Source organism: Paenarthrobacter nitroguajacolicus (assembly GCF_029952445.1).
GTDB lineage: Bacteria > Actinomycetota > Actinomycetes > Actinomycetales > Micrococcaceae > Arthrobacter > Arthrobacter nitroguajacolicus_B.
The window spans coordinates 1-23755 of sequence record NZ_JAQPPK010000004.1 but is presented as its reverse complement, the minus strand read 5'-3'; the positions used below and the strand labels follow the sequence as shown (position 1 = coordinate 23755).

Annotated in this window: 15 protein-coding genes and 1 pseudogene; 8 read left to right on the top strand and 8 right to left on the bottom strand. The window is 59.7% G+C overall.

Features of this window, described 5'->3' with window-relative positions; genetic code table 11:
- Nucleotides 1–18: 18 nt before the first annotated feature.
- Complete coding sequence (gene trxA / locus PJL15_RS03670; RefSeq protein ID WP_281449861.1) at nucleotides 19–345, top strand: thioredoxin; 327 nt, start codon at nucleotides 19–21, stop codon at nucleotides 343–345.
- 6119 nt (nucleotides 346–6464) lie between these two features.
- Here the strand turns inward: trxA and PJL15_RS03665 are convergent.
- The 8 genes from PJL15_RS03665 to rpmH form a co-directional block, all read right to left on the bottom strand.
- Complete coding sequence (locus tag PJL15_RS03665) at nucleotides 6465–7700, bottom strand: ParB/RepB/Spo0J family partition protein (RefSeq protein ID WP_281449860.1); 1236 nt, start codon at nucleotides 7698–7700, stop codon at nucleotides 6465–6467.
- A gap of 67 nt (nucleotides 7701–7767) precedes the next feature.
- On the bottom strand, nucleotides 7768–8823 hold the full coding sequence (locus tag PJL15_RS03660) for a ParA family protein (protein WP_281449859.1): 1056 nt from the start codon (nucleotides 8821–8823) through the stop codon (nucleotides 7768–7770).
- Nucleotides 8824–8910: 87 nt separating this feature from the next.
- The gene (gene rsmG, locus PJL15_RS03655) at nucleotides 8911–9561 is read right to left on the bottom strand and encodes a 16S rRNA (guanine(527)-N(7))-methyltransferase RsmG (protein ID WP_281449858.1); all 651 of its coding nucleotides are present in this window, start codon (nucleotides 9559–9561) and stop codon (nucleotides 8911–8913) included.
- A 5-nt stretch (nucleotides 9562–9566) separates the two neighbouring features.
- Nucleotides 9567–10118 carry a protein jag gene (locus tag PJL15_RS03650; protein WP_281449857.1) on the bottom strand — a complete coding sequence of 184 codons (552 nt, stop codon included), beginning with the start codon at nucleotides 10116–10118 and terminating at the stop codon, nucleotides 9567–9569.
- Complete coding sequence (gene yidC / locus PJL15_RS03645; RefSeq protein WP_281449856.1) at nucleotides 10118–11098, bottom strand: membrane protein insertase YidC; 981 nt, start codon at nucleotides 11096–11098, stop codon at nucleotides 10118–10120. The genes PJL15_RS03650 and yidC overlap by 1 nt, the downstream gene beginning before the upstream one ends.
- A gap of 16 nt (nucleotides 11099–11114) precedes the next feature.
- Nucleotides 11115–11600 (bottom strand): membrane protein insertion efficiency factor YidD, encoded by a 486-nt coding sequence (gene yidD / locus PJL15_RS03640; RefSeq protein WP_281449855.1) that lies wholly within the window; start codon nucleotides 11598–11600, stop codon nucleotides 11115–11117.
- Entirely contained in the window at nucleotides 11530–11940 is a 411-nt protein-coding gene (gene rnpA / locus PJL15_RS03635; protein WP_281449854.1) for a ribonuclease P protein component, read from the bottom strand. Before rnpA ends, yidD begins: the two co-directional genes overlap by 71 nt.
- Before the next feature lie 41 nt (nucleotides 11941–11981).
- The gene (gene rpmH, locus PJL15_RS03630) at nucleotides 11982–12119 is read right to left on the bottom strand and encodes a 50S ribosomal protein L34 (protein ID WP_011776797.1); all 138 of its coding nucleotides are present in this window, start codon (nucleotides 12117–12119) and stop codon (nucleotides 11982–11984) included.
- Between the two features lie 465 nt (nucleotides 12120–12584).
- On the opposite strand from rpmH, the gene dnaA reads away from it, so the two are divergent.
- From dnaA to gyrA, 7 genes and pseudogenes are all read left to right on the top strand, one after another.
- Nucleotides 12585–14003, top strand: coding sequence for a chromosomal replication initiator protein DnaA (gene dnaA, locus PJL15_RS03625; protein ID WP_281449853.1), 1419 nt, complete (start codon nucleotides 12585–12587; stop codon nucleotides 14001–14003).
- A 575-nt stretch (nucleotides 14004–14578) separates the two neighbouring features.
- Nucleotides 14579–15703 carry a DNA polymerase III subunit beta gene (gene dnaN / locus PJL15_RS03620; RefSeq protein WP_281449852.1) on the top strand — a complete coding sequence of 375 codons (1125 nt, stop codon included), beginning with the start codon at nucleotides 14579–14581 and terminating at the stop codon, nucleotides 15701–15703.
- A gap of 15 nt (nucleotides 15704–15718) precedes the next feature.
- A pseudogene (gene gnd / locus PJL15_RS03615) lies at nucleotides 15719–16630 on the top strand (phosphogluconate dehydrogenase (NAD(+)-dependent, decarboxylating)); the annotation flags it as partial.
- 23 nt (nucleotides 16631–16653) lie between these two features.
- A complete protein-coding gene (gene recF, locus PJL15_RS03610; RefSeq protein WP_281449851.1) occupies nucleotides 16654–17847 on the top strand; it encodes a DNA replication/repair protein RecF in 1194 nt (397 codons plus the stop codon).
- A complete protein-coding gene (locus PJL15_RS03605) occupies nucleotides 17834–18388 on the top strand; it encodes a DUF721 domain-containing protein (RefSeq protein ID WP_281449850.1) in 555 nt (184 codons plus the stop codon). Before recF ends, PJL15_RS03605 begins: the two co-directional genes overlap by 14 nt.
- Nucleotides 18389–18726: 338 nt before the next feature.
- Nucleotides 18727–20805 (top strand): DNA topoisomerase (ATP-hydrolyzing) subunit B, encoded by a 2079-nt coding sequence (gene gyrB, locus PJL15_RS03600; RefSeq protein WP_281449849.1) that lies wholly within the window; start codon nucleotides 18727–18729, stop codon nucleotides 20803–20805.
- A gap of 65 nt (nucleotides 20806–20870) precedes the next feature.
- Complete coding sequence (gyrA, locus tag PJL15_RS03595; RefSeq protein ID WP_281449848.1) at nucleotides 20871–23540, top strand: DNA gyrase subunit A; 2670 nt, start codon at nucleotides 20871–20873, stop codon at nucleotides 23538–23540.
- Nucleotides 23541–23755: the final 215 nt, after the last annotated feature.

Genomic DNA, 23755 nt, shown 5'->3' with positions numbered 1-23755 from the left:
CATACGAAGGGAAAAGTTATGAGCAACGCAAAAGACGTAACTGACGCAAGCTTCAGCACGGATGTCCTGGCTTCCGAGAAGCCGGTCATCGTGGACTTCTGGGCAGAGTGGTGTGGCCCCTGCCGCAAGCTCGGCCCCATCCTCGACGAGATCTCCGTTGAGTACAGCGACAAGGTTGAGGTCGTCAAGCTGAACGTCGACGACAACCCGGCCATCGCTGCCGAGTACGGCATCACCTCCATCCCTGCTGTGTACCTGTTCAGTGGGGGAGAAGTGAAGAACACCGTCATCGGCGCCAAGCCGAAGCAGTTCTTCGAAAAGGAATTCGCGGACGTCCTGTCCTAAGTTCTTTCGGCCTTAGCCGGATCATTGAAGGCGGCGGTTCTGCTCCCACTGGGGAGCGGGGCCGCCGCCTCTTTGTTTGTATCGTCGGATTGAACTGGAATAGGTTCCTTTTCGAAGCTTGAAGTCGCTGAAGGCCTTGAGATGCCCGGACTTTCGTTTCATGAGCATTCCTTGACTGGAGTAGGCGGAAAGGGACGGTTGGTGGGTAGTTTCACGCCTGGATGCTACGCCCCACTGGTCTATTCACCGCTTTGCGAGCCAGGCTTGGTTAGGTGTCCTGAGTGATCACTTAGAACGTGCATTGAGTCTGACACAGCTCGGCCCTGCGGCAATTCGCAACAGGAGGAGCCGTGTTGCTTTGACACAGCGAGTCCTTCTTCTGTGCCCCTGGTTGAACCTGGCCGTGCGCGGGTAGCCCCGGCGCTGCTACTGAAACTTGGGGTCTGGTGCGTTTACTGCAACGCGATGCACTGAGTTCTAAGCAGACTGCATGTTGCCGCGATGGGTACCGGGGGCTCACTGTTCCTTGTTTGTTCTCCTTCTTCGGTTCACCTAAGTCCGGGTCGCGGGCTGCCCCAATCACTTCCCAGATGGTCCAACTGAATGGGTTGATGGTGTTGGTGTTCGCACTCCCGATGAAGTGCACTAGTCCTCATTGCGTAGTCAGTCAGCCGAGAACGCGTGATTTCCACGTAACGATTTCACGTGAAACAGCGCCCCGACCCGGAATTGTGGGGGATGGTGAGCGGGGTTAGGTTGGCTGCTGTCCGCACGTTTCACGTGAAACAAGGAACCACTCCGCATATACGCGGTGATTCTGAAGTGTGTTGTCCGTGCCTGCCAGCCTAGAACGTACTCGCACCAACACACTCCGGCGCAATTTAGTGCTTCTAAGCCCAGGAACACCAATGCTTCACGGGGGGACCGATGCTCCTCTGCTCCACAAGGGACGCTTGTTGACCCCAGAAGCGCTCAGAGGCCGCAGTAGCTCTTCATCATCCCTGACGCTCTCCATTGCCCGACAGGGTCCACCAAACCGCTAGTCACAGCAATTGCGATGTCGCCCCCGCAGCCTAGGTGTGGAAAGTATGGACAGAAATGCATCATTGCCCGCAATGGTGACTGCATTCGCAGCTTGATGCCGGTACTGCCTCCCAGCTGCTCCCAAGCGGTTTTGCATGGGCTCGCCTACTGCGTTTCTTGCAATTCACGTATCAGTGAGGATCAGGAACGGTGAAATAGCCTCCGAGACGAACATGGAACAGCTCTCGGCCCGTGGACGCTGAAGAACCCTGTCTGCAGGACCGCTGCAGGAGCTGTTTCACGTGAAACAATGCACCGCCGAGCAGCCACAGAGCCTCAACCGGGTGAAGCTTGAGAATCCTCACAGCACGCTCACCCGGGCATCGGCGCCCTAGTGAAGTCCCTATGCCAGCGCCCCCAGCCCCCTGAGCCCTAAACCCTAAACCCTAAACCCTAAACGCAGAATTTCAGTACCAATCGGTGGCTTTTCAGTCGAAGCAAAACCGACCCGCTGCCTCCTTTGCGGAAATGTCACCTGATAGCTGGACAATCCTGGCAGATCTCTCAGCTAGGGCACGAGAAGGGGGCTTGGTATTGCTGGAATGACGCTGATGAGTCGCGGCCAACGCCGCTAGACCCTCTGCCAGGCCCTCTGCCTGGCCCTGCCGAACCAGGCCACAGTAGCGACGCCAGCGCCCCGTAGGAGCAATTCAGCGGGACTTACGAGGTGGTAGCAGCGTCCCTCTGACCTGCCCCACACGGCCCTCACTGCTAGCTGCCATCCTCACGCAGATCACACTCCGCGGCCCCATGTAGAACCTCCAATTTCAACCCACCCCAAGACATCGGTCACAGGCAAACTCCGATCCGAGAGAGCCAACCTCAACGACCAACAGCACTAGGGGATTCCAGAACAAATTGGCCTACGACTACCCCGACTTAGTCGCCACACCACAGGTACGACCCAGCTTCCGCTTGATTCTTAGGGCTCCAGACTACGGTTACGCGAACACACTGTGGCCACAGTGCTGAGCTGTGCACAGAAGCTCCCACGCCCATTCGACGACCCTCAACAGGGCCCCCAACGCGACTGACTGACGAGCGGCGACTCTTGGCCCTAGACCCCGGCGACTGTTATGGCGTGCCGCTCCGCGCTTAGGGCGGGACCAGGTCTCCCAACGGTACAGCTCACGGTCTTTCAGCGGAGAGTCGGGTCGTACCCAAACGATGGGGCGTCGTCGGAGCTGCACCGCGACATCGAAAATGAACTATTAGCGCAATGTATCCCTGCGACCAGTGCAATCACCGCGTGGCATGAGGCGACGCGGCCAGCGTCCATTGCGCGCCTCGATGGCACGAGTAGTCATCGCCTGTTACGGCACCCGATGGCTGGGACGGTCGGACAGCCAAAACGCACTGGCGCCTATCTCATCCTGACTGCCACAGTCCCTTCACGACCAAAGGTGTACGACCGCGGGAAGCCATGCGTATCGTCACGGCCCTCTTCGATGTGTTTTCCCTCTTTGGATCTGCTTTCTTACGAGCCATGTTTCACGTGAAACGGAGCCATGCCCCGACGGAATTTGGGTCCCACTACAACCGCCCAACAGCCCGGTGTCCTAGCTGACGGCCCATCCCAGTTCCAGGTCATATTCCCTACCAGACTCCCGAGTCAACAGCGTCCTTGGGGTCAAGACTTCCCGACGCCACACGAGCAGAACGGCGGCATAAGTGGGCGAACAGCCAGCGGTGCCGGCATAAGCGGGGAGGGGATCCAATGCCGTGTTGCCAGGCTCAGGCTGCGTGCAGGGGACTTAGTAATGGACGCAGTGTACTGCTCCACCGTCTGGTCAAATAGACATCCGATCAATGGCGACCACGACCTGCCCAAACCCATTCCTGCGCCGGCGGCCTCTTCATAGCCAGGAGAGTAGAAGTAGCACCTGGAAGATTGGGGACGCGCGACCGATCCCCCGACGCACGATTTCGCCGCACCCATGCAAGGCCCTATGGCTACTCCCAGCTGCTCCTGGCCCCTACCGAACACTATGGGACTGGCTCAAGAGCCAAGGCTATGGTGAGCCGCTACTAACAGGGGAACACAGAGTTGTTCACAGAGTTATCCACAGGGTTATGCACCGATGATGAGATTGCCCACATCCACTGCTTGGAGGACGGATGCATGGAGCGTGCGACTCAATATTGTGCTCTACTTCATCGCTTACGTCCGACCGCAGTTTACGCCGCGAATTCAACACAGACATACGCCTAAATCCCATGAAATACCGCTGTAAGACGTTCAATTGCAGTCCTGTTGCGACGGCTTCCCACCATGGCGAAGAGTAGTAGGTCCAAATAGGTGACTTTTGTCCACGACTGAACTAGTCGACGTCTTTGGTTCGCGCCGAGTCGTGAGATAGCGTCGTGGTGGGGCGGACGTTATCCCCAAAGTTTTCCACAGGCTTATCCACTGTGATTTGCACAGCGCATGGGGGAGTCCCGCAACAGCAGAAGGCTCGGCTGCCTGCGCTGTTTCACGTGAAACAGTGACAGCCCGCGGACCCATTCGACGATGCCCGTAGCTCTAACCGTGTCCGTGTCGTCATCTCCGTTCTTCCCGGGCGCAGCTCTTCGCATTCGCCTAAGCCCCACGATCCATATGGTGAGTGCACTAGCTTCCTTTCATCACTCGAAGTAGAGCGCCAACATCGGATCTATCACTACCGCGCTAGTGTGAGACCGTCTCCCTCCGGTGACTACAAATTGAAGGGCTGCGGATTTTGGCAGCAGCCTATCCCGCGGAACTCCGTTCCCACAGCTGCTCGCGGTGAACAAAGAATGTCCCCTATCTGCTCGGCAATCGACGTGTGCGGTCTCTAAGTACTCAGCTGACGGTACGTAATGATGCCAAGGCTAGGTCCGACATGCAGGGCCCACTTGCGGAACAGGCTTGGCTCTTTGGTACACCGGACCTACCTGCAGAGGTTCGACCCAGGCAGCCCAGTAATCAGCGTCAGGTCTGGTCCCAGCACCCAAGGGCAACCACACATGCTCACCAAGGATGTGGATCCTTGAAGCCAAAGCAACGAATAGGGTCACCAACAGCGGGTACCGAGCAGAGCCTCAATGCTTTGCAGCCCATCCGGCGACTGTGTATCGAGAGGTTCCTTTCCCCGGGGCCACCGGCAGAAGAGTCACGTTCGTGCTGGTTCCTGATGAGAAGCGACTACATCCCATGGCCACGTCCAAAAATTGAAGCAGTATCGATGCACGCTTCTCGTACCGAGAGCGCTCCTTGGAACGGCAAAAGCAGCGTGGTGCCCCTCCTGATGGAGGGGCGCTGGGTTGGGCTGTTCAGAGACAGGACATCCGGGGAAGGCCAGAAGCGGCGAGTAGCGGCATCCACGTGCCGGCGTACAGCCATAAGGACAAGCTTGGGTACATGAACCCTGCCGGTGCTGCCAGCCCCGTGTGGGTCCACCTATCGCTTGCACCGCGTTCGTTTCATGACGGCTTTCTACTCGCATGAGGAAGCACTCGGAAAAGCGGGTTATTCCAGCCCCTGCTTCACCCTTCAGCCCCGCTGCTTCGAAAGCACTACCGAATCTGACGCTACCCCCGTTTCCGTTGGGCATACGCGGAGCTTCGCGTCCTAAGAGCAGTAAGTTCTCAGTGTGGATCCAGCCGATCATTGCAATGCAGCTGGTGCAGCTAGGCGCTGCTTGTGGTGACCCTTCTTGCTAGGTGAGTGTGGCTATAGGAGGGTGCGAGACTCTAGTTATCTTGCCCTGGAGGAAGAGAGTGACTCTTGGCGTGTTGGTCCTCTTGCTTTCTTCGAGTAGGAGGTTTCGAGCAGCGGCACTGATACTTCTTGACTTCAACCCAAAAACGATTCTTGCCCGGAAGCCTAGTGTGTTTCACGTGAAACAGGGCAACGAGTCCACTCCTCACCCCGTCTCTAACTGCGCGATGTAGCAAGGATGCAGGTAGACGGTGTCCACGAAGGGCGTCTGTCTGTCGGTGGAGTCGGCCGTCGTAGGACGCCCGGCGCTACCGGCTGGACAACACTGGACTGAAATTTGGAGGTCAGCGCACGAGTGTTGATGCCCATCTTCCTGCTGATAATCGGACTAACCAGGAGTCCAGACGCGGGACCAAGGTTTGCCGGATTGGACCTGGTCATCTTGAAAATCAGAGGCGGAAATGGGCGTGCGATTGATTCGATCCCTGTACGGAGAGGCGCTAGACCCGGACTTGCATTGAAGAGCCCCTGAAATGCGATTTAGCGAACTCCGTTGTCGTTTGGTGTCTACCCCAGCATCGCAGCGTGTTTCACGTGAAACACGCAGCAGCGCTCAAGCTGCTTCCCTGCAAGCGGGACTGCTTCTACAGACATGGAAGCTCTATCGGGAGTGGGTCGAACACTCATGGCATGGAAGTGACGACGCCTAACGAATGCTGCGAACGGCCCCCAACGCTGGTCTGCCGTCGAATTTGGGAACGCTATATTGCACTATGAACAGGAAATCCCTCAATGCAGCGTCCGCTTGGGCCAGCAGAACACCTACAGTCCCCGCTCGTAGCTCCCCAAGAGAACGTTTCACGTGAAACACAGGCCTAACTGACCCGCGGGGTCGTCCAGAGTAGCTATCAACTACTCATCCCAAGGAGCAAGCCGCGGAACGGAACTGCGCGACCAGGTTTACGGACCTCGACTCGAGCTCACAACATGAGCAACCAGCGTCAATTCGACACACATCTCCGCTGACCAGGCCAAGTACTGCGCACTGATTCGTTCACCTGATCCAATTCCGGACCCTAAAGAAGCTAGAAGAGCCACCAGCCCGTGGGGGCAGAATGGTTGAGGAAGCGCAGCCGACAGCACAAAAGCCTAAGAAGGCGTTCCGAGCCCAGAGTTACCACTCGTCCATGCCCAGCAACGCAGGGTCGCATCGGCTTCGCCACATCGTTTCACGTGAAACGGCGCCAGCTCACCGAACTAGCGAGGCTGAACCCAGTGTTGAAAGAGCAGCGGGCCCATAATGAGAAAGAGCCCCACTCGGTGAGAGTGGGGCTCTTTCAATATCCAGATCGCGTCAGTCTTCAGCGCCAGGTCCGAGAACGTCCATAATACGATTGAGGTCCTCTACACTGGCAAATTCAATGCTTACGCGTCCCTTACGGGCGCCCAAAGTGATCTTCACATTGGTATCCAAACGGTCAGAAAGCGATGAAGCCAAGTAATCCAGCCGCTCGTGGCGGGCATTCGGCTTGGGAATGCTGTTCTTTGCAGGAGTTGTCGGGTCTTGGTAAAGAGTTACTGCCTCTTCTGTAGCCCGCACCGACATACCTTCAGCTACGATTCTCTGAGCCAGGCGCTCCATTGCAGCAGCATCGGGGAGGGCCAGCAACGCCCGTGCGTGGCCGGCGGAGAGGACACCAGCGGCCACTCGACGCTGTACCAGGGGCGGGAGCTTGAGCAGACGAAGAGTATTGGACACCTGGGGGCGTGAACGGCCGATACGGTCAGCCAGCTGCTCGTGCGTCGTCCCGAAGTCCTCGAGGAGCTGTTGGTAGGCGGCTGCCTCTTCCAATGGGTTCAGCTGGCTGCGGTGGAGGTTCTCCAGCAACGCATCGCGAAGAAGGTCATCGTCGGTGGTGTCACGGACAATCGCAGGTATGGTTTCGAGCCCTGCGGCCTGTACCGCTCGCCAGCGGCGCTCACCCATAACCAGCTCATACGGTTCTCCACCCTTTTCGGTTGAAGTACGTACAACAATTGGCTGTAAGACGCCGATTTCACGAACAGAATGCACCAGCTCGGCCATGTCATCTTCATCGAAGACTGAACGAGGCTGTTTGCGGTTCGGATGGATATCGCCGACAGGAATCTCGGCGAAGCGGGCCCCCGGCACCTCCACCAATTCGACGTCGTTCGTTTGAGACGCAATGGGCACCTTAGCCGCAACTGACGGAGTCTGAACATCCGTTGCATCCTCAGACTGTTCAGCTGCCGGAGCCTGAGAAGCAGCAGACTGCCGCGTGCTCGGCTTGGTTGGCGCAGCCTTAGCGGACGCACCCTTGGCGGGAGTCTTCGCAGCGGGAGCCTTGGTCTTGGCGGCCGTAGGGGATGACTTGGCTGCCGACGTCGTAGCATCCGGAACTACTGTGTCCTCACGAACGGCGTCGACCGTGGGCTCAGCGGTTTTCCGGGCTTCCGGGAAGAACAGGTCCACGGGACGGGAGGGAGCGGCGCCGTTTCCCTGGGTCGCGGCCGAGCTGGGAATGAGAGCCCCAAGACCCCTGCCGAGGCCCCTTCGCTTTTCGCTCATTGATTCATCCCTCCGATGGAATAGCCGAGCACGGAATGGCCCAGGCTGTTGCTGTGTTTCAAGAATTCTAACGTTCAGCGATTTCGGCTGCGGCTTCCATATAGGACAGCGCGCCGCTCGATGAAGGATCGTAGGTCATGACGGTCTGCTGGTAGCTCGGCGCCTCGGAGATGCGAACGGAGCGAGGGACCACTGCACTGAGAACCTGCTGCGGGAAGTGTTGGCGAACTTCTGATGCGACCTGCGCTGCAAGGTTAGTCCTGCCGTCGTACATCGTCAGAAGAATGGTTGAAACCACCAGATCAGCGTTGAGGTGCTTCTGGATCATTTCAATGTTCTTGAGGAGCTGGCTCAAACCTTCAAGGGCGTAGTACTCGCACTGAATGGGAATGAGAACCTCGCTGGCTGCACAGAAAGCATTGACCGTGAGCAGTCCCAGGCTTGGCGGGCAGTCGATGAAGATGAAGTCCAGCCGGCCCTCGCCATTCTTCTCCCGCTCCTTGGCGTAGACGTCGATGGCGCGGCGGAGCCTTTGCTCACGCGCCACCAACGAAACGAGTTCAATCTCGGCACCTGCCAAGTGGATGGTCGCCGGCGCGCAGATCAGATTCGGGATGTCCGGGCAGGGGGCTACGACTTCCTTTAGGGGGAGGTCGTTGATGAGGACATCGTAAATGCTGTCCACATCGGCGTGGTGCTCTATGCCCAGGGCGGTAGAGGCGTTCCCCTGGGGATCGATGTCGATCACCAGGACATTAAGTCCTGCAGATGCCAGGGCCGCTGCGATATTTACAGTAGTGGTGGTCTTGCCAACCCCGCCTTTTTGGTTGGAGACCGTGAAGATGCGGGTTCCGTCCGGCTTAGGGAGTTCCCTGCCAATCAAACGCTCGCGACGCCGCGTTTCATTTGCGAGCTGCCGCGCGATTGGACTGGAATCATCGATGGAATCCATGACGTTCTGCACTCCATCTGAGACGGTTTCACGTGAAACTGCAGCATTTGCAACTGAATCAGTGCGCACAATCGCGGACTGGAGAGACGCAGAGGGTGTAGCCATGGCCCGCGCGGACCCCAAAGACATAAACGGGGGGATTCGCTGCGTGGAGGTTTCACTACTGCCCACTGGTCACACTCTCACTCTCATTCGGCGCTTGCTGCCGATCTCTAGCCTAACCGCTCGGCAGCCGACACGCGGGAAACCAAACGGGATCTACGCCGTCTTTCCGTGCTTCTTGACGATAATCCTCACCACAGTGGTGGGTTCCTCCAAGAGCTCCTGTCCACAAACCACAACGGACGTTTCCACGCCGCCGAGCTTGCGGATGACTTTGGCAGCCTTCTCGATTTCCTCGGCCGCGCTTCGGCCCTTGATGGCCACCACTTCACCACTGCCGTTGAGCAACGGAATGGTCAGTCCGGCAAGATTGCTCAGGGCGGACACTGCCCTGGCTGTAACGACGTCGGCGTCCACCATTCCAACGGCCAATTCGGCGCGGGTCCGCATGACGGTGACGTTGTCCAAACCCAGGTCGTCCACCACTTCCTGGAGCCAGATGACACGGCGTTCCAGGGGTTCGATCAGGGTCAATTCAAGATCCGGACGGGCAATGGCAAGGCACAGTCCCGGAAGGCCAGCGCCGGATCCGACGTCGGCCACGTGGCTGTTCCTAGCGATCGCGGACTCGATGACCGCGCAGTTAAGGACATGCCGGCTCCACAAACGAGGGATCTCGCGCGGGCCAATCAATCCACGTTCCGTGCCTGACGTAGCCAGATGTTCAACGTAGCGCTTGGCGAGATCCAGTCGCTCCCCAAAAATCTTCTCTGCCGCTGTCAGTTCAGCTGCGGTGATTTCGACCATGGGCTCTAGTCAGCCGAAACGACGATGTGGCGGCCGGCGCCTTCGCCTTCGGACTCGGAGACAAAGCCAAGATCAGCCACGGCGTCGTGGACAATCTTGCGCTCGTAAGCACTCATCGGTTCGAGGGCTACCGTTCCACCGTCTGCCTTGACCTTGGCCACGGCGTCCTCTGCGATCTGCTGCAGAACGCCTGCGCGCTCCTTGCGGTAGCCGTTGATGTCCAGCACCAGGCGTGAGCGGGTTTCGGTTGCCGAGAGAACCGAAAGCCGGGCAAGTTCCTGAAGGGCCTCAAGGACTTCGCCGTCGCGCCCAACCAGGCTGTCCAGGGCAGCCGATTCTTCATCGGTACCAATGGAGATGTAGGTGCGGCCATTACGGACCTCGATGTCGATGTCGCCGTCGATATCGGCAATATCCAGAAGTTCTTCGAGGTAATCTGCGGCGATGTCGCCTTCCTCTTCCAAGCGGCTGGCCGTCTTGGATTGCGTCTCTTCCTGGGAGTCTTCCTGCTCTTCGGTCACGGCGGCGGTAACTTCTTCAGTGCTCTCGGCAGACATTACTTCTTCTTCCTGTTCTTACGTTGTGGCTGGACGCGCTGGGCCCGGATTTCGGCCGCTGCTGCTGCTGCAGCAGCTTCGGCTTCAGCGGCGGCGTCCGCAGTCTTCTTTCCACCCAGGAGCGGGGGCAGGCCCTTGGCCGCACGGCGTTCTTCCAGAGCCTTCGCAGCGGGAGAACCCGGAGTGGGCATGCGGCGAATGACGAAGAACTGCTGGCCCATGGTCCAAAGGTTGGTGGTGGTCCAGTAGATGAGGACACCGATTGGGAAGTTGATGCCACCGATACCGAACACGAGCGGCAGGATGTACAGCATCATCTTCTGCTGGCGCATGAACGGGCTGGCCATAGCCTCTTCGGACATGTTCTTGGCCATGATCTGCTTCTGGGTGATGAACTGCGAGGCCGTCATGGCCAGGATCATGATGATTGAAAGTACCCAGACCGTGACGTCATTGCCGCCAGACCCGCCGTGCAGCAACGAAGCTGACAGAGGCGCACCGAAGATGCTGGACTGATCAAACTGAACCACTTGTTCGTGGCTCATCGCACCAACGCCTTGGCCTTCCTTGGCATTGGTGGAGATACCCGACAACACCTGGAACAGCGCGAAGAAGAACGGCATCTGGATCAGCATCGGCAGACAGGCCGAGAAAGGGTTTGTCCCGTGCTTCTTGTACAGCGCCATCTGCTCCTGGGCCATGGCCTGGCGGGAGAGCTGGTCGGTCTTGCCCTTGTACTTGGTCTGCAGCTTCTTCAAGTCCGGCTGCAGGAGCTGCATGCCGCGCTGCGCCTTGATCTGCTTGACGAATACAGGAATCAGGGCGGCACGGATCACCAGCACAAGGCCGATGATGGACAGAGTCCACGTCCAGCCGTTCGCGGCCGGCAGGCCAATGAAGCTGAGTCCGTCGTGGAAGCCAACCATAATGATTGACACCAGCCACTTGAACGGAAACATGATCGTTCCAAAGAAGTCCATACGATATCCCTATTCGTTAGGCCGCCGAGCGGCCTTCTTCATCAGCCTGAGCAGCCAGGAACTGGTCCGGATTGTTCAGTACAACAATTGTGGGCGTCCGGCCTTCGGGCCAGTGACGATGGCCGGCGGGGACATGGTCCACTCCACCGGCATTCCAGGGGTGGCATTTGGCGAGCCTCTTGGCTGCGAGCCAGCTACCCTTCACGGCGCCATGCACCGTTACTGCTTCCAGGGCATACGCCGAGCAGGAGGGAAAGAAACGGCAAACCTGGCCGTACAGGGGAGAAATCACCTTGCGGTATGTCTTCAGCAGGATGATGAGGATGTTGCGCGGCAACTCCCAGAGGAAGGTACCCACCGCCGCCGAAAGGCTCCGCGGCGGAACATTCCCGGAGGGGTCGCTTGAGGAAGGAACGACGGCGGTGCTTATGTCATGCACGCGGTGTCCCTTCCGTTGTGGTGCCGTTGTGTTCGGTCGAAGCATTGCGTGGAACTGAGCCACCCAATCGCTTCGTCGTCACTGCCAGTGCGGCGTTGTAATCCGAAAGCAACTGCTCCCAGCTCGCATTTGCAGCTGCGGGCAGTGCCCGGACCACGACCGCCAGGCCAGTTCCATGCGTATGCAAGGAAAGTGCGCCTGCTTCTCTCAGTCTCCTCTTAACGAGGTTCCTGGTCACGGCGTTCCCGACGGCTTTGGAGACAATGAAACCGATTCGACTCGGCTCCCCGGCTCCGATAGGAGCCGTATATAACACTAAGTTCCGGCGTCCATTGCGGACGCCGGAACGTACAGTTGTTGAAAAGTCGGTAGACGTCCGCAGACGGTTAGGGGTGGCTAGCACCGTCGAACCCGCAAATAGACCCTGACCGACAAGTCAGTTATTTAAGCCGACAGTTCGACGCGGCCCTTGCCGCGACGGGCAGCCAGGATGGCGCGGCCGGCACGGGTGCGCATACGAAGGCGGAAGCCATGCTTCTTGGCCCGACGGCGGTTATTCGGCTGAAAAGTCCGCTTGCTCACGTTAGTTACTCCAGTGGATCAAAGGTGCGCCCACCCGATCAAAAAGGGGAAGAACTGGCCGACGCTAAGTTTTGTATGTGCCTGCCGCCGTTGCCTTCCGCACGGTGAACGTACGGGGTTACAACTGATCTCAAAAGCGGACACAAAGGACTTCACAACGTTAGGGCAAAAAGGCGCCCACAGTCAAACCGGGAGCCTGCCGCATGCCTATCCACAGTTGTGTCCAACAACAGTTTCCAGCCTGTGGATGAAGTGGCTCACAGGCCGCTTTGGCGAACCACAATGGTGTAATTATCCACAGGCAACTTCCCAGCTATCTTCTGGCGATTCCATCCCCTAGAGTGGCTCAGTAGCCCATTGTCCACCCGCTGTGTATAACTCTGTGGATTAACGCCCAGACCTGCGCCCGCCTGAGACACCTCGGCTGCCAGCAATGCCGGCAAGCAAGAATTTAGGAACTGATTGATGACAGTAGACGAAGCCAACCACGCCAACACTGTCGGAAGTTCCTGGCGCAGGGTGCTGAGCCTCCTTGAACAGGACGACCGAGTCACACCCCGTCAGCGTGGTTTCGTCATTCTCGCCCAGGCCCAAGGCCTCATCGGCTCCACCTTGTTGGTGGCAGTTCCCAACGAGCTCACCCGCGAAGTCCTCCAGACCCAGGTCAAGGATGCTTTGGACGACGCCCTCCGCAACGTCTTCTCGGATGACATCCGCTGCGCCATCGACGTCGACACCGACCTGGTGCCCGTCCATGCCGAGCCGGAACCCGCCGTCGAGCTTTCCGCGGTTCCCGACTTTGCCGAACCGAAGCCGCAGCCGACTCCGCCGAGTACTTCGCATGAGTTCGGCCGCCTCAACCCGAAGTACATCTTCGACACTTTCGTGATCGGTTCCTCGAATCGGTTCGCGCACGCTGCCGCCGTCGCCGTCGCAGAAGCGCCGGCCAAGGCGTACAACCCGCTGTTCATCTACGGCGATTCCGGCCTTGGCAAGACGCACCTGCTGCATGCAATCGGACACTACGCCCGCCGTCTCTACAGCGGCATCCGGGTCCGCTACGTGAACTCGGAAGAATTCACCAACGACTTCATCAACTCCATCCGTGATGATGAGGGCACCAGCTTCAAGACCACGTACCGCAACGTGGATGTCCTCCTGATCGATGACATCCAGTTCCTGGCAGGCAAGGACCGGACGCAGGAAGAGTTCTTCCACACGTTCAACGCCCTGCACAACGCCAACAAGCAGGTTGTCATCACCTCGGACCAGCCACCCAAGATGCTGGCCGGCTTCGAGGACCGCATGACATCCCGCTTCGAATGGGGCCTGCTGACGGACATCCAGCCGCCTGAACTCGAAACGCGTATCGCGATCCTCCGCAAGAAGGGCCTCAGCGAGGGCCTTTCAGCCCCGGATGACGCTTTGGAGTACATCGCTTCAAAAATCTCCAGCAACATCCGTGAACTTGAAGGCGCCCTGATCCGCGTCACCGCTTTTGCGAGTCTGAACCGCCAACCGGTGGACGTGGCCCTTGCCGAGATGGTCCTCAAGGACCTGATTACCGACGACGGCGCCCAGGAAATCACGGCGAAGCAGATCCTCGACCAGACCGCTGACTACTTCAAGCTCAGCATGGAAGAACTCTGCAGCAAGTCCCGTACACGCACACTGGTGACCGCACGCCAGATCGCGATGTACCTCTGCCGCGAGCTCACGGACATGTCCCTGCCGAAGATCGGGCAGGAGCTTGGCGGACGTGACCACACCACCGTGATCCACGCCGATCGGAAGATCCGCGAGCTGATGGCCGAGCGCCGTGTGATTTACAACCAGGTCACGGAACTCACCAACCGGATCAAACAGCAGCAGCGCGACTCCTGAAATCCACATCGCGTCCGCCACTACATACCTTATTAACAGGTGCATGTGGATAAGCCTGTGGATACTTAAGGGGACAAGCGCGGTTAATGGGCTTAAAACCCTTAAGGCGTCTGTGGATCGTTAAAAACCGGCTTCGGAGTTGTCCCCATCCACACCCTGTTTAAAACCCAGTTAACGCACAGTCCATGAACAGGGCTTAACCGCGGATCTGAGCCGCAGGATGGGGTTATCCACAGTTTCCACAGCAGTTATTAACACTACGAATCCCAAAAAATTGAAATCCCTCAAATAACAATCTCGATCCACGCCCCACCCGACTGTCCGAAGGACAACCAACTTGCCGGCCAAGGCCAGCCTGCGGCTGTCCACATAGGACGGGTCGGAGCAAACGGGGATGGGTTAATCGCGGATCTTCCGGCTAAGCTGTCACCAGCGCTCCCATCCTTGGGTCTTGTTTGTAGTTCGCTCAGTGCGGACCATGCAGGTTCCGATGCCGGATTGCGAAGATTTAGCGGGTTCCAAGCAGGAATCCGCAGCTACTACATGGCAGCAGCAATGAAAGGCGGCACCCTTCCGTGAAGTTCAGAGTCGACCGCGACGTCCTGGCAGAAGCCGTTACGTGGACCGCGCGGTCGTTGTCTCCGCGGCCGCCCGTACCTGTGCTTTCCGGCCTTCTCCTCAAAGCAGAGGCTGGAACCGTAAGCCTCTCGAGCTTTGATTACGAGACATCGGCCCGCCTGGAAATCCCGGCGGATATCGCCGTCGAGGGCACCATCCTCGTCTCCGGCCGCCTTTTGGCAGATATCTGCCGCAGCCTCCCCTCCGCCCCGGTGGAAGTCGAGACCGACGGAAGCAAAGTCACTCTGACCTGCCGCCGAAGCAGCTTCCACCTGGCCACCATGCCCGAGTCCGAGTACCCTGCGTTGCCGGCACTGCCCGCAATCAGCGGCACCTTGCCCGGTGACGCCTTCGCCCAGGCCGTTTCACAAGTCATCATCGCGGCGAGCAAGGATGACACCTTGCCGATTCTGACCGGTGTGCGCATGGAGATCGAAGACGACCTCATCACGCTTCTGGCCACCGACCGTTACCGCCTGGCAATGCGTGAAGTCCCGTGGAAGCCCGTGACTCCCGGCATTTCCACCAGTGCCCTGGTCAAGTCCAAGACCCTGAACGAGGTTGCCAAGACCCTCGGCGGCAGTGGTGATATCAACCTGGCCCTCGCCGACGACGACAGCCGCCTCATTGGTTTCGAGAGTGGCGGACGCACCACTACGTCCCTCCTGGTAGACGGCGATTACCCGAAAATCCGCTCACTTTTCCCGGATTCCACGCCAATCCACGCGACTGTGCAGACCCAGGAACTGGTGGAAGCTGTACGCCGTGTTTCGCTGGTTGCAGAGCGCAACACCCCGGTCCGGCTCGCCTTCACACAGGGCCTGCTGAACCTCGACGCCGGCACCGGTGAAGACGCCCAGGCTTCCGAAGAGCTTGAAGCGCAGCTCTCCGGTGAAGACATCACAGTGGCCTTCAACCCGCACTACCTCGTTGAAGGCCTGAGCGTTATCGAGACCAAGTACGTCCGCTTCTCCTTCACCACGGCACCCAAGCCGGCCATGATCACGGCCCAGGCAGACGCCGATGGCGATGATCAGGACGACTACCGCTACCTCGTGATGCCGGTCCGCCTTCCCAACTAATCGGCAAACACCCAACCCCATTCGCAGAAAAGAGTCCACGCTGTGCACATCGGATTGATCGGCCTTGGAAAAATGGGTTTCAACATGCGTGAACGCATGCGGAAAGGCGGGATCGAGGTCACCGGCTTCGACCGCAATCCGGAGGTCACCGATGCCGCTTCGGTAGATGAGCTCATCGCTGCCCTTCCCACTCCGCGGATCGTGTGGGTCATGGTTCCCTCCGGCGAGATCACCGATGCCGTCATCACGGAACTCGGCGAGAAGCTCAGCACCGGCGATATGGTGATCGACGGCGGGAACTCACGTTTCACCGAAGACCAGAAACACGCTGCCGCACTCGCCTCCAAGGGCATCCGCTTCGCGGATTGCGGGGTTTCCGGCGGTGTTTGGGGCCTCCAGAACGGTTACGGCCTCATGGCCGGCGGAGCGGACGAAGACATCGAACTTGCCCTGCCGATTTTCGACGCACTGCGTCCTGAGGGCGAACGCGCGGACAGCTTCGTGCACGTTGGCGGCGTTGGCGCAGGCCATTACGCCAAGATGGTCCACAACGGGATCGAATACGGCCTCATGCAGGCCTACGCCGAAGGCTACGAACTCCTGGCAGCCAAGGACATCGTCAAGGACCTTCCGGGAACGTTCCGGGCATGGCAAAAGGGAACCGTTGTCCGTTCGTGGCTCCTGGACCTCATGGTCAAGGCACTTGACGAGGATCCGGGCCTGGCCTCCATTGACGACTACGTGGAAGATTCCGGCGAGGGCCGCTGGACAGTGGAAGAGGCAATCGCCAACGCTGTGCCGGCTCCGGCCATCACTGCGGCACTTTTCGCACGTTTCGCGTCCCGTGAGGACAACTCACCTGCCATGAAGATGGTTTCCGCCTTGCGTCACCAGTTCGGCGGCCACGCCACCCGTCCGGCCAGCTAGGCCGCAGGAGTCCTGCAAACGGCGTGTACCTCGAACATCTTTCGCTGACGGATTTCCGCAGCTACGCACAGGTGGACCTGAAGCTTGGACCAGGCGTGACGGTCCTGGTTGGCTCCAACGGGATCGGCAAGACCAATCTCATGGAAGCAATCGGGTATCTGGCAACTCTGAGTTCCCACCGTGTGAGCACGGATGCCCCGCTGCTGCGTTTTGGTACCGAGCGCGCAATGATCCGGGCCCGGTTGGTCCGTGGCGAGCAGTCCACGGTCATCGAGCTTGAAATCAATGCTGGACGTGCCAACCGGGGACGAATCAATCGCGGAAATCCGGTTCGTGCGCGGGACATCCTGGGCATTTGCCACACAGTCCTCTTCGCGCCCGAGGATTTGGCCCTGGTGAAGGGCGATCCTTCCAACCGCAGGCGTTTCCTCGATGAGCTGCTGGTGAGCCTCATTCCCCGGCATGCTGCCACCCGCAGTGACTACGATCGCGTCCTGAAACAGCGGAACGCCCTTCTGAAATCGGCCCGTTCGGGCAAATTCACCGCAGGCCATGAAGCAACCCTGGATGTGTGGGACCAGCACATGGCCCGGGCCGGCGCCGAACTCCTGCACGCCCGGCTCGAATTGGTGGAGCGGCTGCGTCCGCACTTGAACAGTGCCTATGCGCAACTTACGGATGGTTCCAAGGATGCCGGCGCGGTGTACCGCTCCACCATCCAGGACATCCTTGACGACGACGGCGGTCCAGCCGACAACGGAACGGAACCTTCGGCGTCGGTTGAGGACCTCCGGCTGCTGTCCGTTGATGAACTCACCGAACGCTATGTCCAGGCCTTCGCAGCTTCGCGGAAAAAGGAACTTGAGCGCGGCATTTCCCTGGTTGGCCCCCACCGCGATGAACTGGAGCTCGTCTTGGGACAGGCTCCGGCCAAAGGCTATGCCTCGCACGGGGAAACCTGGTCCATGTGCCTGTCATTGCGGCTTGCTTCCTACTACGTGATGTTGGACGACGCCCGCACCGGAGGCACCGCACCGATCCTCATCCTGGACGATGTTTTCGCTGAATTGGATGTCCAGCGCCGGCGTAAACTGGCAGCAATAGTGGCCGGCGCCGAGCAGGTTCTGGTGACTGCCGCCGTCGATGCCGATATCCCCGAGGAGCTGGCCGGACGGCGCGTAACCGTTGTTCCGGGAGGCATCGATGGCGAAGGATAGCTCCGAGGGACTTCAACCTGGCCGGGATCCGGACGAGATTGATGCCGCCCAAGCAGCGCTGAACCGCATGCGCGAGGCCGCCGCCGCCCGCGGCGAAATGAGGCAGCGTGCCCCCCGGCCGGGATCGGCCCCCAAACGCAAGGGACTTCGGGACACCAGGGGTTTCACGCAGTTTCATGGCAGCGGCCGAGACCCCCTGGGCCTGGGCAACGTGGTGGGAAGACTGGTGGCCGAACGTGGTTGGACTTCACCGGTTGCCGTCGGTTCCGTCATGGCCGAATGGGAAACGTTGGTTGGTCCGGACATCTCTGCGCATTGCACTCCGGAGAGCTTCACCGACACCACCCTGCATGTCCGCTGCGATTCGACTGCGTGGGCCACACAGCTGCGTTTGTTGAGTACCAGCCTTCTGGAGATGTTCCGGAATGAGCTGGGTGAAGGCGTGGTCACCAGCATCCAAGTACTGGGTCCGTCCGCGCCAAGTTGGCGGAAAGGCGGCCGCAGCGTCAACGGCCGCGGCCCACGGGACACGTACGGCTGAACGGCGTGCAGGGCGTTTCAACGCCCCCGAGTCGTATAGGCACCCATCGGGACCTCCACAGGGCCATTGCAGATAGGGCCAGCGGCCTCCCATCGGCATATTCAGCTCTGGGCTGCCCCCGTATTTGCAAGGATTCACGCGTTTCCACGATAGAATTGCCGTAGATCACTGAGCGCCGGTGAAACGTCGTCGGGTCCTGAATCCACTCCTGTGGCCGTTCGGAACGCCCCTCGTCGGAGTAATCGGCGCAATCAGTCACGTGCCCGTTGGCGGCCGCGGTTCGCCGCGGGAGCTCCCGGGAACGGCCGACATCGAGTACAGAGGAGTCGAAAGCGCCTGTGGCTAACGACAATGCAGAGACCTTGGCAGTAGAGCCCGAAGAGGAGACTGTTCCCACTCCTGATACGCCCGCGGAGGCGCCCAGGGAGTACGGTGCCAGCGATATCACCGTGCTGGAAGGCCTCGAAGCCGTGCGCAAACGCCCCGGCATGTACATCGGTTCAACCGGTCCGCGCGGCCTGCACCACCTGGTCTACGAAGTGGTGGACAACTCTGTTGACGAGGCACTCGCCGGCTATTGCAGCCACATCGAAGTAACGCTCCGCGCTGATGGCGGTGTCCAGGTGGTCGATGACGGCCGCGGAATTCCTGTGGACATTCACCCCACCGAGGGAAAGCCCACGGTTGAAGTCGTCATGACCATCCTGCACGCCGGTGGCAAGTTCGGCGGTGGCGGGTACGCGGTTTCCGGTGGTCTCCACGGCGTTGGTATCTCCGTAGTGAACGCCCTTTCCCGTCGAGTAGACACGGAAGTACGCCGCCAGGGTCACGTCTGGCGCATGACATTTGCCGACGGCGGCAAGCCCCAGGGCGAACTCGTCAAGGGAGAAGAAACCGAACGTACCGGAACGTCGCAGACGTTCTACCCGGACGGCACCATCTTCGAATCCACCGAGTTCGATTTCGAAACCCTTCGCGCGCGCTTCCAGCAAATGGCCTTCCTCAACAAGGGCCTGCGGATCACGCTGACCGATGAGCGTCCGGTCAACCGCGATGGCGATGACGATCTGGACCTGGACGCGGTAGCAACCGAAGGCGAAGTAGCCGCGGAGCACCGCACGGTTGTCTACGAATACCCGGACGGCCTCCTGGACTACGTCAAGCACCTGAACTCGAACAAGAAAGTCGAGATCGTCCACGAGGATGTCATCGCTTTCGAAACCGAAGATACTGAGCGGCACATCGCCGTCGAGGTCGCCATGCAGTGGACCACCGCATACTCGGAAAGCGTCCACACGTATGCGAACACCATCAACACCCATGAGGGCGGAACGCACGAAGAAGGCTTCCGCGCTGCGATGACCTCGCTGATCAACCGCTACGCGCGCGAGAAGAGCATCATCAAGGAAAAGGAAGACAACCTCACCGGTGATGACATCCGTGAAGGCCTGACTGCGGTTATCTCGGTGAAGCTTTCCGAACCGCAGTTCGAAGGCCAGACCAAGACCAAGCTGGGCAACTCCGAAGTCAAGGGTTTCGTCCAGCGCGTGGTCACGGACCAGCTCGGTGACTGGCTGGAACGGAATCCGGGCCCGGCCCGCGACGTTATCCGCAAGGCCATTTCGGCTGCACAGGCACGCATGGCGGCCCGTAAGGCGCGTGATAACGCGCGCCGGAAGAGCCCGCTCGAGTCCTTCGGCATGCCCGGCAAGTTGTCCGACTGCTCTTCCAAGGATCCTTCGCGCTGCGAGGTCTACCTCGTGGAGGGTGACTCGGCCGGCGGTTCGGCCAAGCGCGGCCGCAACCCCGAAACCCAGGCGATCCTGCCGCTGCGAGGCAAGATCCTGAACGTGGAGCGTGCGCGCCTGGACAAGGCCCTGGGCAACGCTGAAGTCCAGTCCATGATCACGGCCTTCGGTACGGGCATCGGCGAGGACTTCGACATTTCCAAGCTTCGGTACCACAAGATCGTGCTGATGGCCGATGCCGACGTTGACGGCCAGCACATCACCACTTTGCTGATGACGCTGCTGTTCCGCTACATGCGCCCGCTGATCGAGAACGGCTATGTCTACCTGGCCCAGCCGCCGCTGTACAGGATCAAGTGGTCCAACGCGGCACACGATTACGTCTACAGCGACCGCGAGCGGGATGAAACCATCCGAAAGGGTGCCGCAATGAACAAGCGACTCCCCAAGGACAACGGAATCCAGCGCTACAAGGGTCTCGGCGAGATGGACTACACCGAACTTTGGGACACCACCATGGATCCGGAACGCCGCACGCTGCTGCAGGTAACAATGGACGACGCATTGGCTGCTGACCAGACCTTCTCCGTCCTGATGGGCGAGGACGTCGAGTCGCGCCGTAACTTCATCCAGCAAAACGCCAAGGACGTCAGGTTCCTCGATATCTAGGCTTCCATTTTGGGCACCGAAAATATTCCAGAGCTGACATATACCTGAAACGGAAACCTTAGATTATGAGTGACGAAACTCCCGAAGTTCCGGCATCGAACGACGCCGAGGATATTGTTCTTGAGGGCGATGTGCTGACCGACCGCGTGGAACAAGTGGACCTGCAGACGGAAATGCAGCGGTCCTACCTGGACTACGCCATGGCCGTCATTGTTGGCCGTGCCCTCCCGGACGTGCGTGACGGCCTTAAGCCCGTGCACCGCCGCGTTTTGTACGCCATGTTCGACGGCGGATACCGCCCCGACCGCTCCTTCAACAAGTGCGCACGCGTTGTGGGCGACGTCATGGGTACCTACCACCCGCACGGTGACATGGCGATCTACGATGCCCTCGTCCGCTTGATCCAGGACTGGACCATGCGTTACCCCTTGGCTCTTGGCCAAGGCAACTTCGGATCACCCGGAAACGACGGCGCGGCTGCCCCGCGTTACACCGAAACCAAGATGGCCCAGCTGGCCATGGAAATGGTCCGGGACATCGACGAAGAAACCGTTGATTTCCAGGACAACTACGACGGCAAGAACCAGGAACCCACCATCCTGCCGGCGCGTTTCCCGAACCTGCTGGTCAACGGCTCCTCGGGTATCGCCGTCGGCATGGCCACCAACATCCCGCCGCACAACCTCCGCGAGGTCGCTGAGGGTGTCCAGTGGGCATTGGAAAACCCCACAGCCACCCGCGAAGAGCTCCTTGAGGCATTGTTGCTGCGGATCAAGGGACCTGACTTCCCCACGGGCGCCACCATTTTGGGGCACAAGGGCATCGAGGACGCCTACCGCACCGGCCGTGGTTCCATCACCATGCGCGCAGTGGTCAACGTGGAAGAACTCCAGGGCCGGACCTGCCTTGTGGTGACGGAACTGCCGTACCAGGCCAACCCGGACAACCTTGCCATCAAGATTGCCGAACTGGTCAAGGACGGAAAGATCCAGGGCATCGCCGACCTCCGCGATGAAACCTCCGGCCGTACCGGCCAGCGACTCGTGATCGTCCTCAAGCGCGACGCCGTGGCCAAGGTTGTCCTGAACAACCTGTACAAGCACACGCAGCTGCAGGACAACTTCTCCGCGAACATGCTGGCAATTGTCGACGGCGTACCGCGCACCTTGAGCCTGGATGCGTTCATCCGTCACTGGGTAGCGCACCAGATGGACGTTATCGCGCGCCGGACCCGTTACCGCCTGCGTAAGGCTGAAGAAGAAGCGCACATCCTCCGTGCGCTCCTCAAGGCACTGGACATGCTGGACGAAGTCATCGCGCTGATCCGCGCGTCCAACACCACCGAAGCCGCCCGCGAAGGCCTCATGGAACTGTTGGAGATCGATGAACTCCAGGCCCGGGCAATCCTGGACATGCAGCTGCGCCGTTTGGCTGCCCTGGAACGCCAGAAGATCCAGGACCGCCATTCCGAGCTCGAAGCCATGATCGAGGAATACAACTCGATCCTGGCTTCAGAGGAACGCCAACGGCAGATCATCAGCGAGGAACTCGCCGAAATCGTGGCCAAGCATGGCGATGACCGCCGGACGCACATCCTCATGGGCTTCGACGGCGACATGTCCATGGAGGACCTGATCCCCGAAGAGGAAATGGTTGTCACCATCACCCGCGGCGGCTACGTCAAGCGGACCCGCAGTGACAACTACCGTTCGCAGCAGCGTGGCGGCAAGGGCATCAAGGGTGCCCAGCTGCGTGGCGACGACGTCGTCGAGCACTTCTTCGTCACCACCACCCACCACTGGCTGCTGTTCTTCACCAACCTGGGACGCGTTTACCGCGCAAAGGCTTATGAACTTGCCGAAGCAGGACGCGACGCCAAGGGACAGCACGTTGCCAACCTCCTGGCGTTCCAACCGGACGAGCACATCGCCCAGGTACTGGATCTGAGGGATTACCAACAGGCTCCTTACCTGGTTCTGGCCACCAAGAACGGACTGGTCAAGAAGACGCGCCTGGAAGACTACGACACCAACCGCACGGCCGGCGTCATCGCCATCAACCTGCGTGATGGCGACGAACTGGTCTCGGCCCAACTGGTCAGCGAAACGGATGATCTCCTCCTGGTCTCACGCAAGGGCCAGTCCATTCGCTTCACCGCCACGGACGATGCCCTGCGACCCATGGGCCGCGCAACGTCCGGTGTGACGGGTATGAAGTTCCGTGAAGATGATGAGCTGCTGGCCGCTGACGTGGTCCAGGACGGTTCCTTCGTGTTCATCGTGACCGAGGGCGGTTATGCCAAGCGGACGGCTGTGGATGAATACCGACTTCAGGGCCGCGGTGGCTTGGGTATCAAGGTAGCCAAGCTTGCCGAGGACCGTGGGGACCTTGTTGGCGCCTTGATCGTCCAGGAAGAGGACGAAGTCCTGGTGGTCATGGAAGGCGGCAAGGTGGTCCGGTCGGCCGTGACCGGGGTCCCAGCCAAGGGCCGCGACACCATGGGCGTCATCTTTGCCAAACCGGACAAGAATGACCGCATTATTGAAGTTGCCCGCAACAGCGAACGCGGTTTGGAAGGCGAAGAGTCCGAGGACGAAGCCGACGATGACGTAACGTTGGCTGCAAACGACGGCGCCGCTGCGGTGACCGTAACGGCCGCAACGGAAAACGACGCAGACCCGGAAAATGAATCGGGCGCGGAGCTGAACGAAGACAATACCGGAGGTAACGAGTGAGTAATTCCGACTCATATCCCAAGCCGAGCACAGGTGTCCCCGGCGGACTCCGGCAGCCCTCAGGCAATTCGCAGGGAACCCCTGCACGGCCGCAGCAGCGCCCCGGAGCAAGTTCCTCCGGAGCCGGTGCAGCAGGTGCGCGTCCGGCAACGGGGGCAAACACCGCGCCCCGTCCAGCTGGCGCCCCGGGACAACGTCCAGCGCAGGCGGGTCAG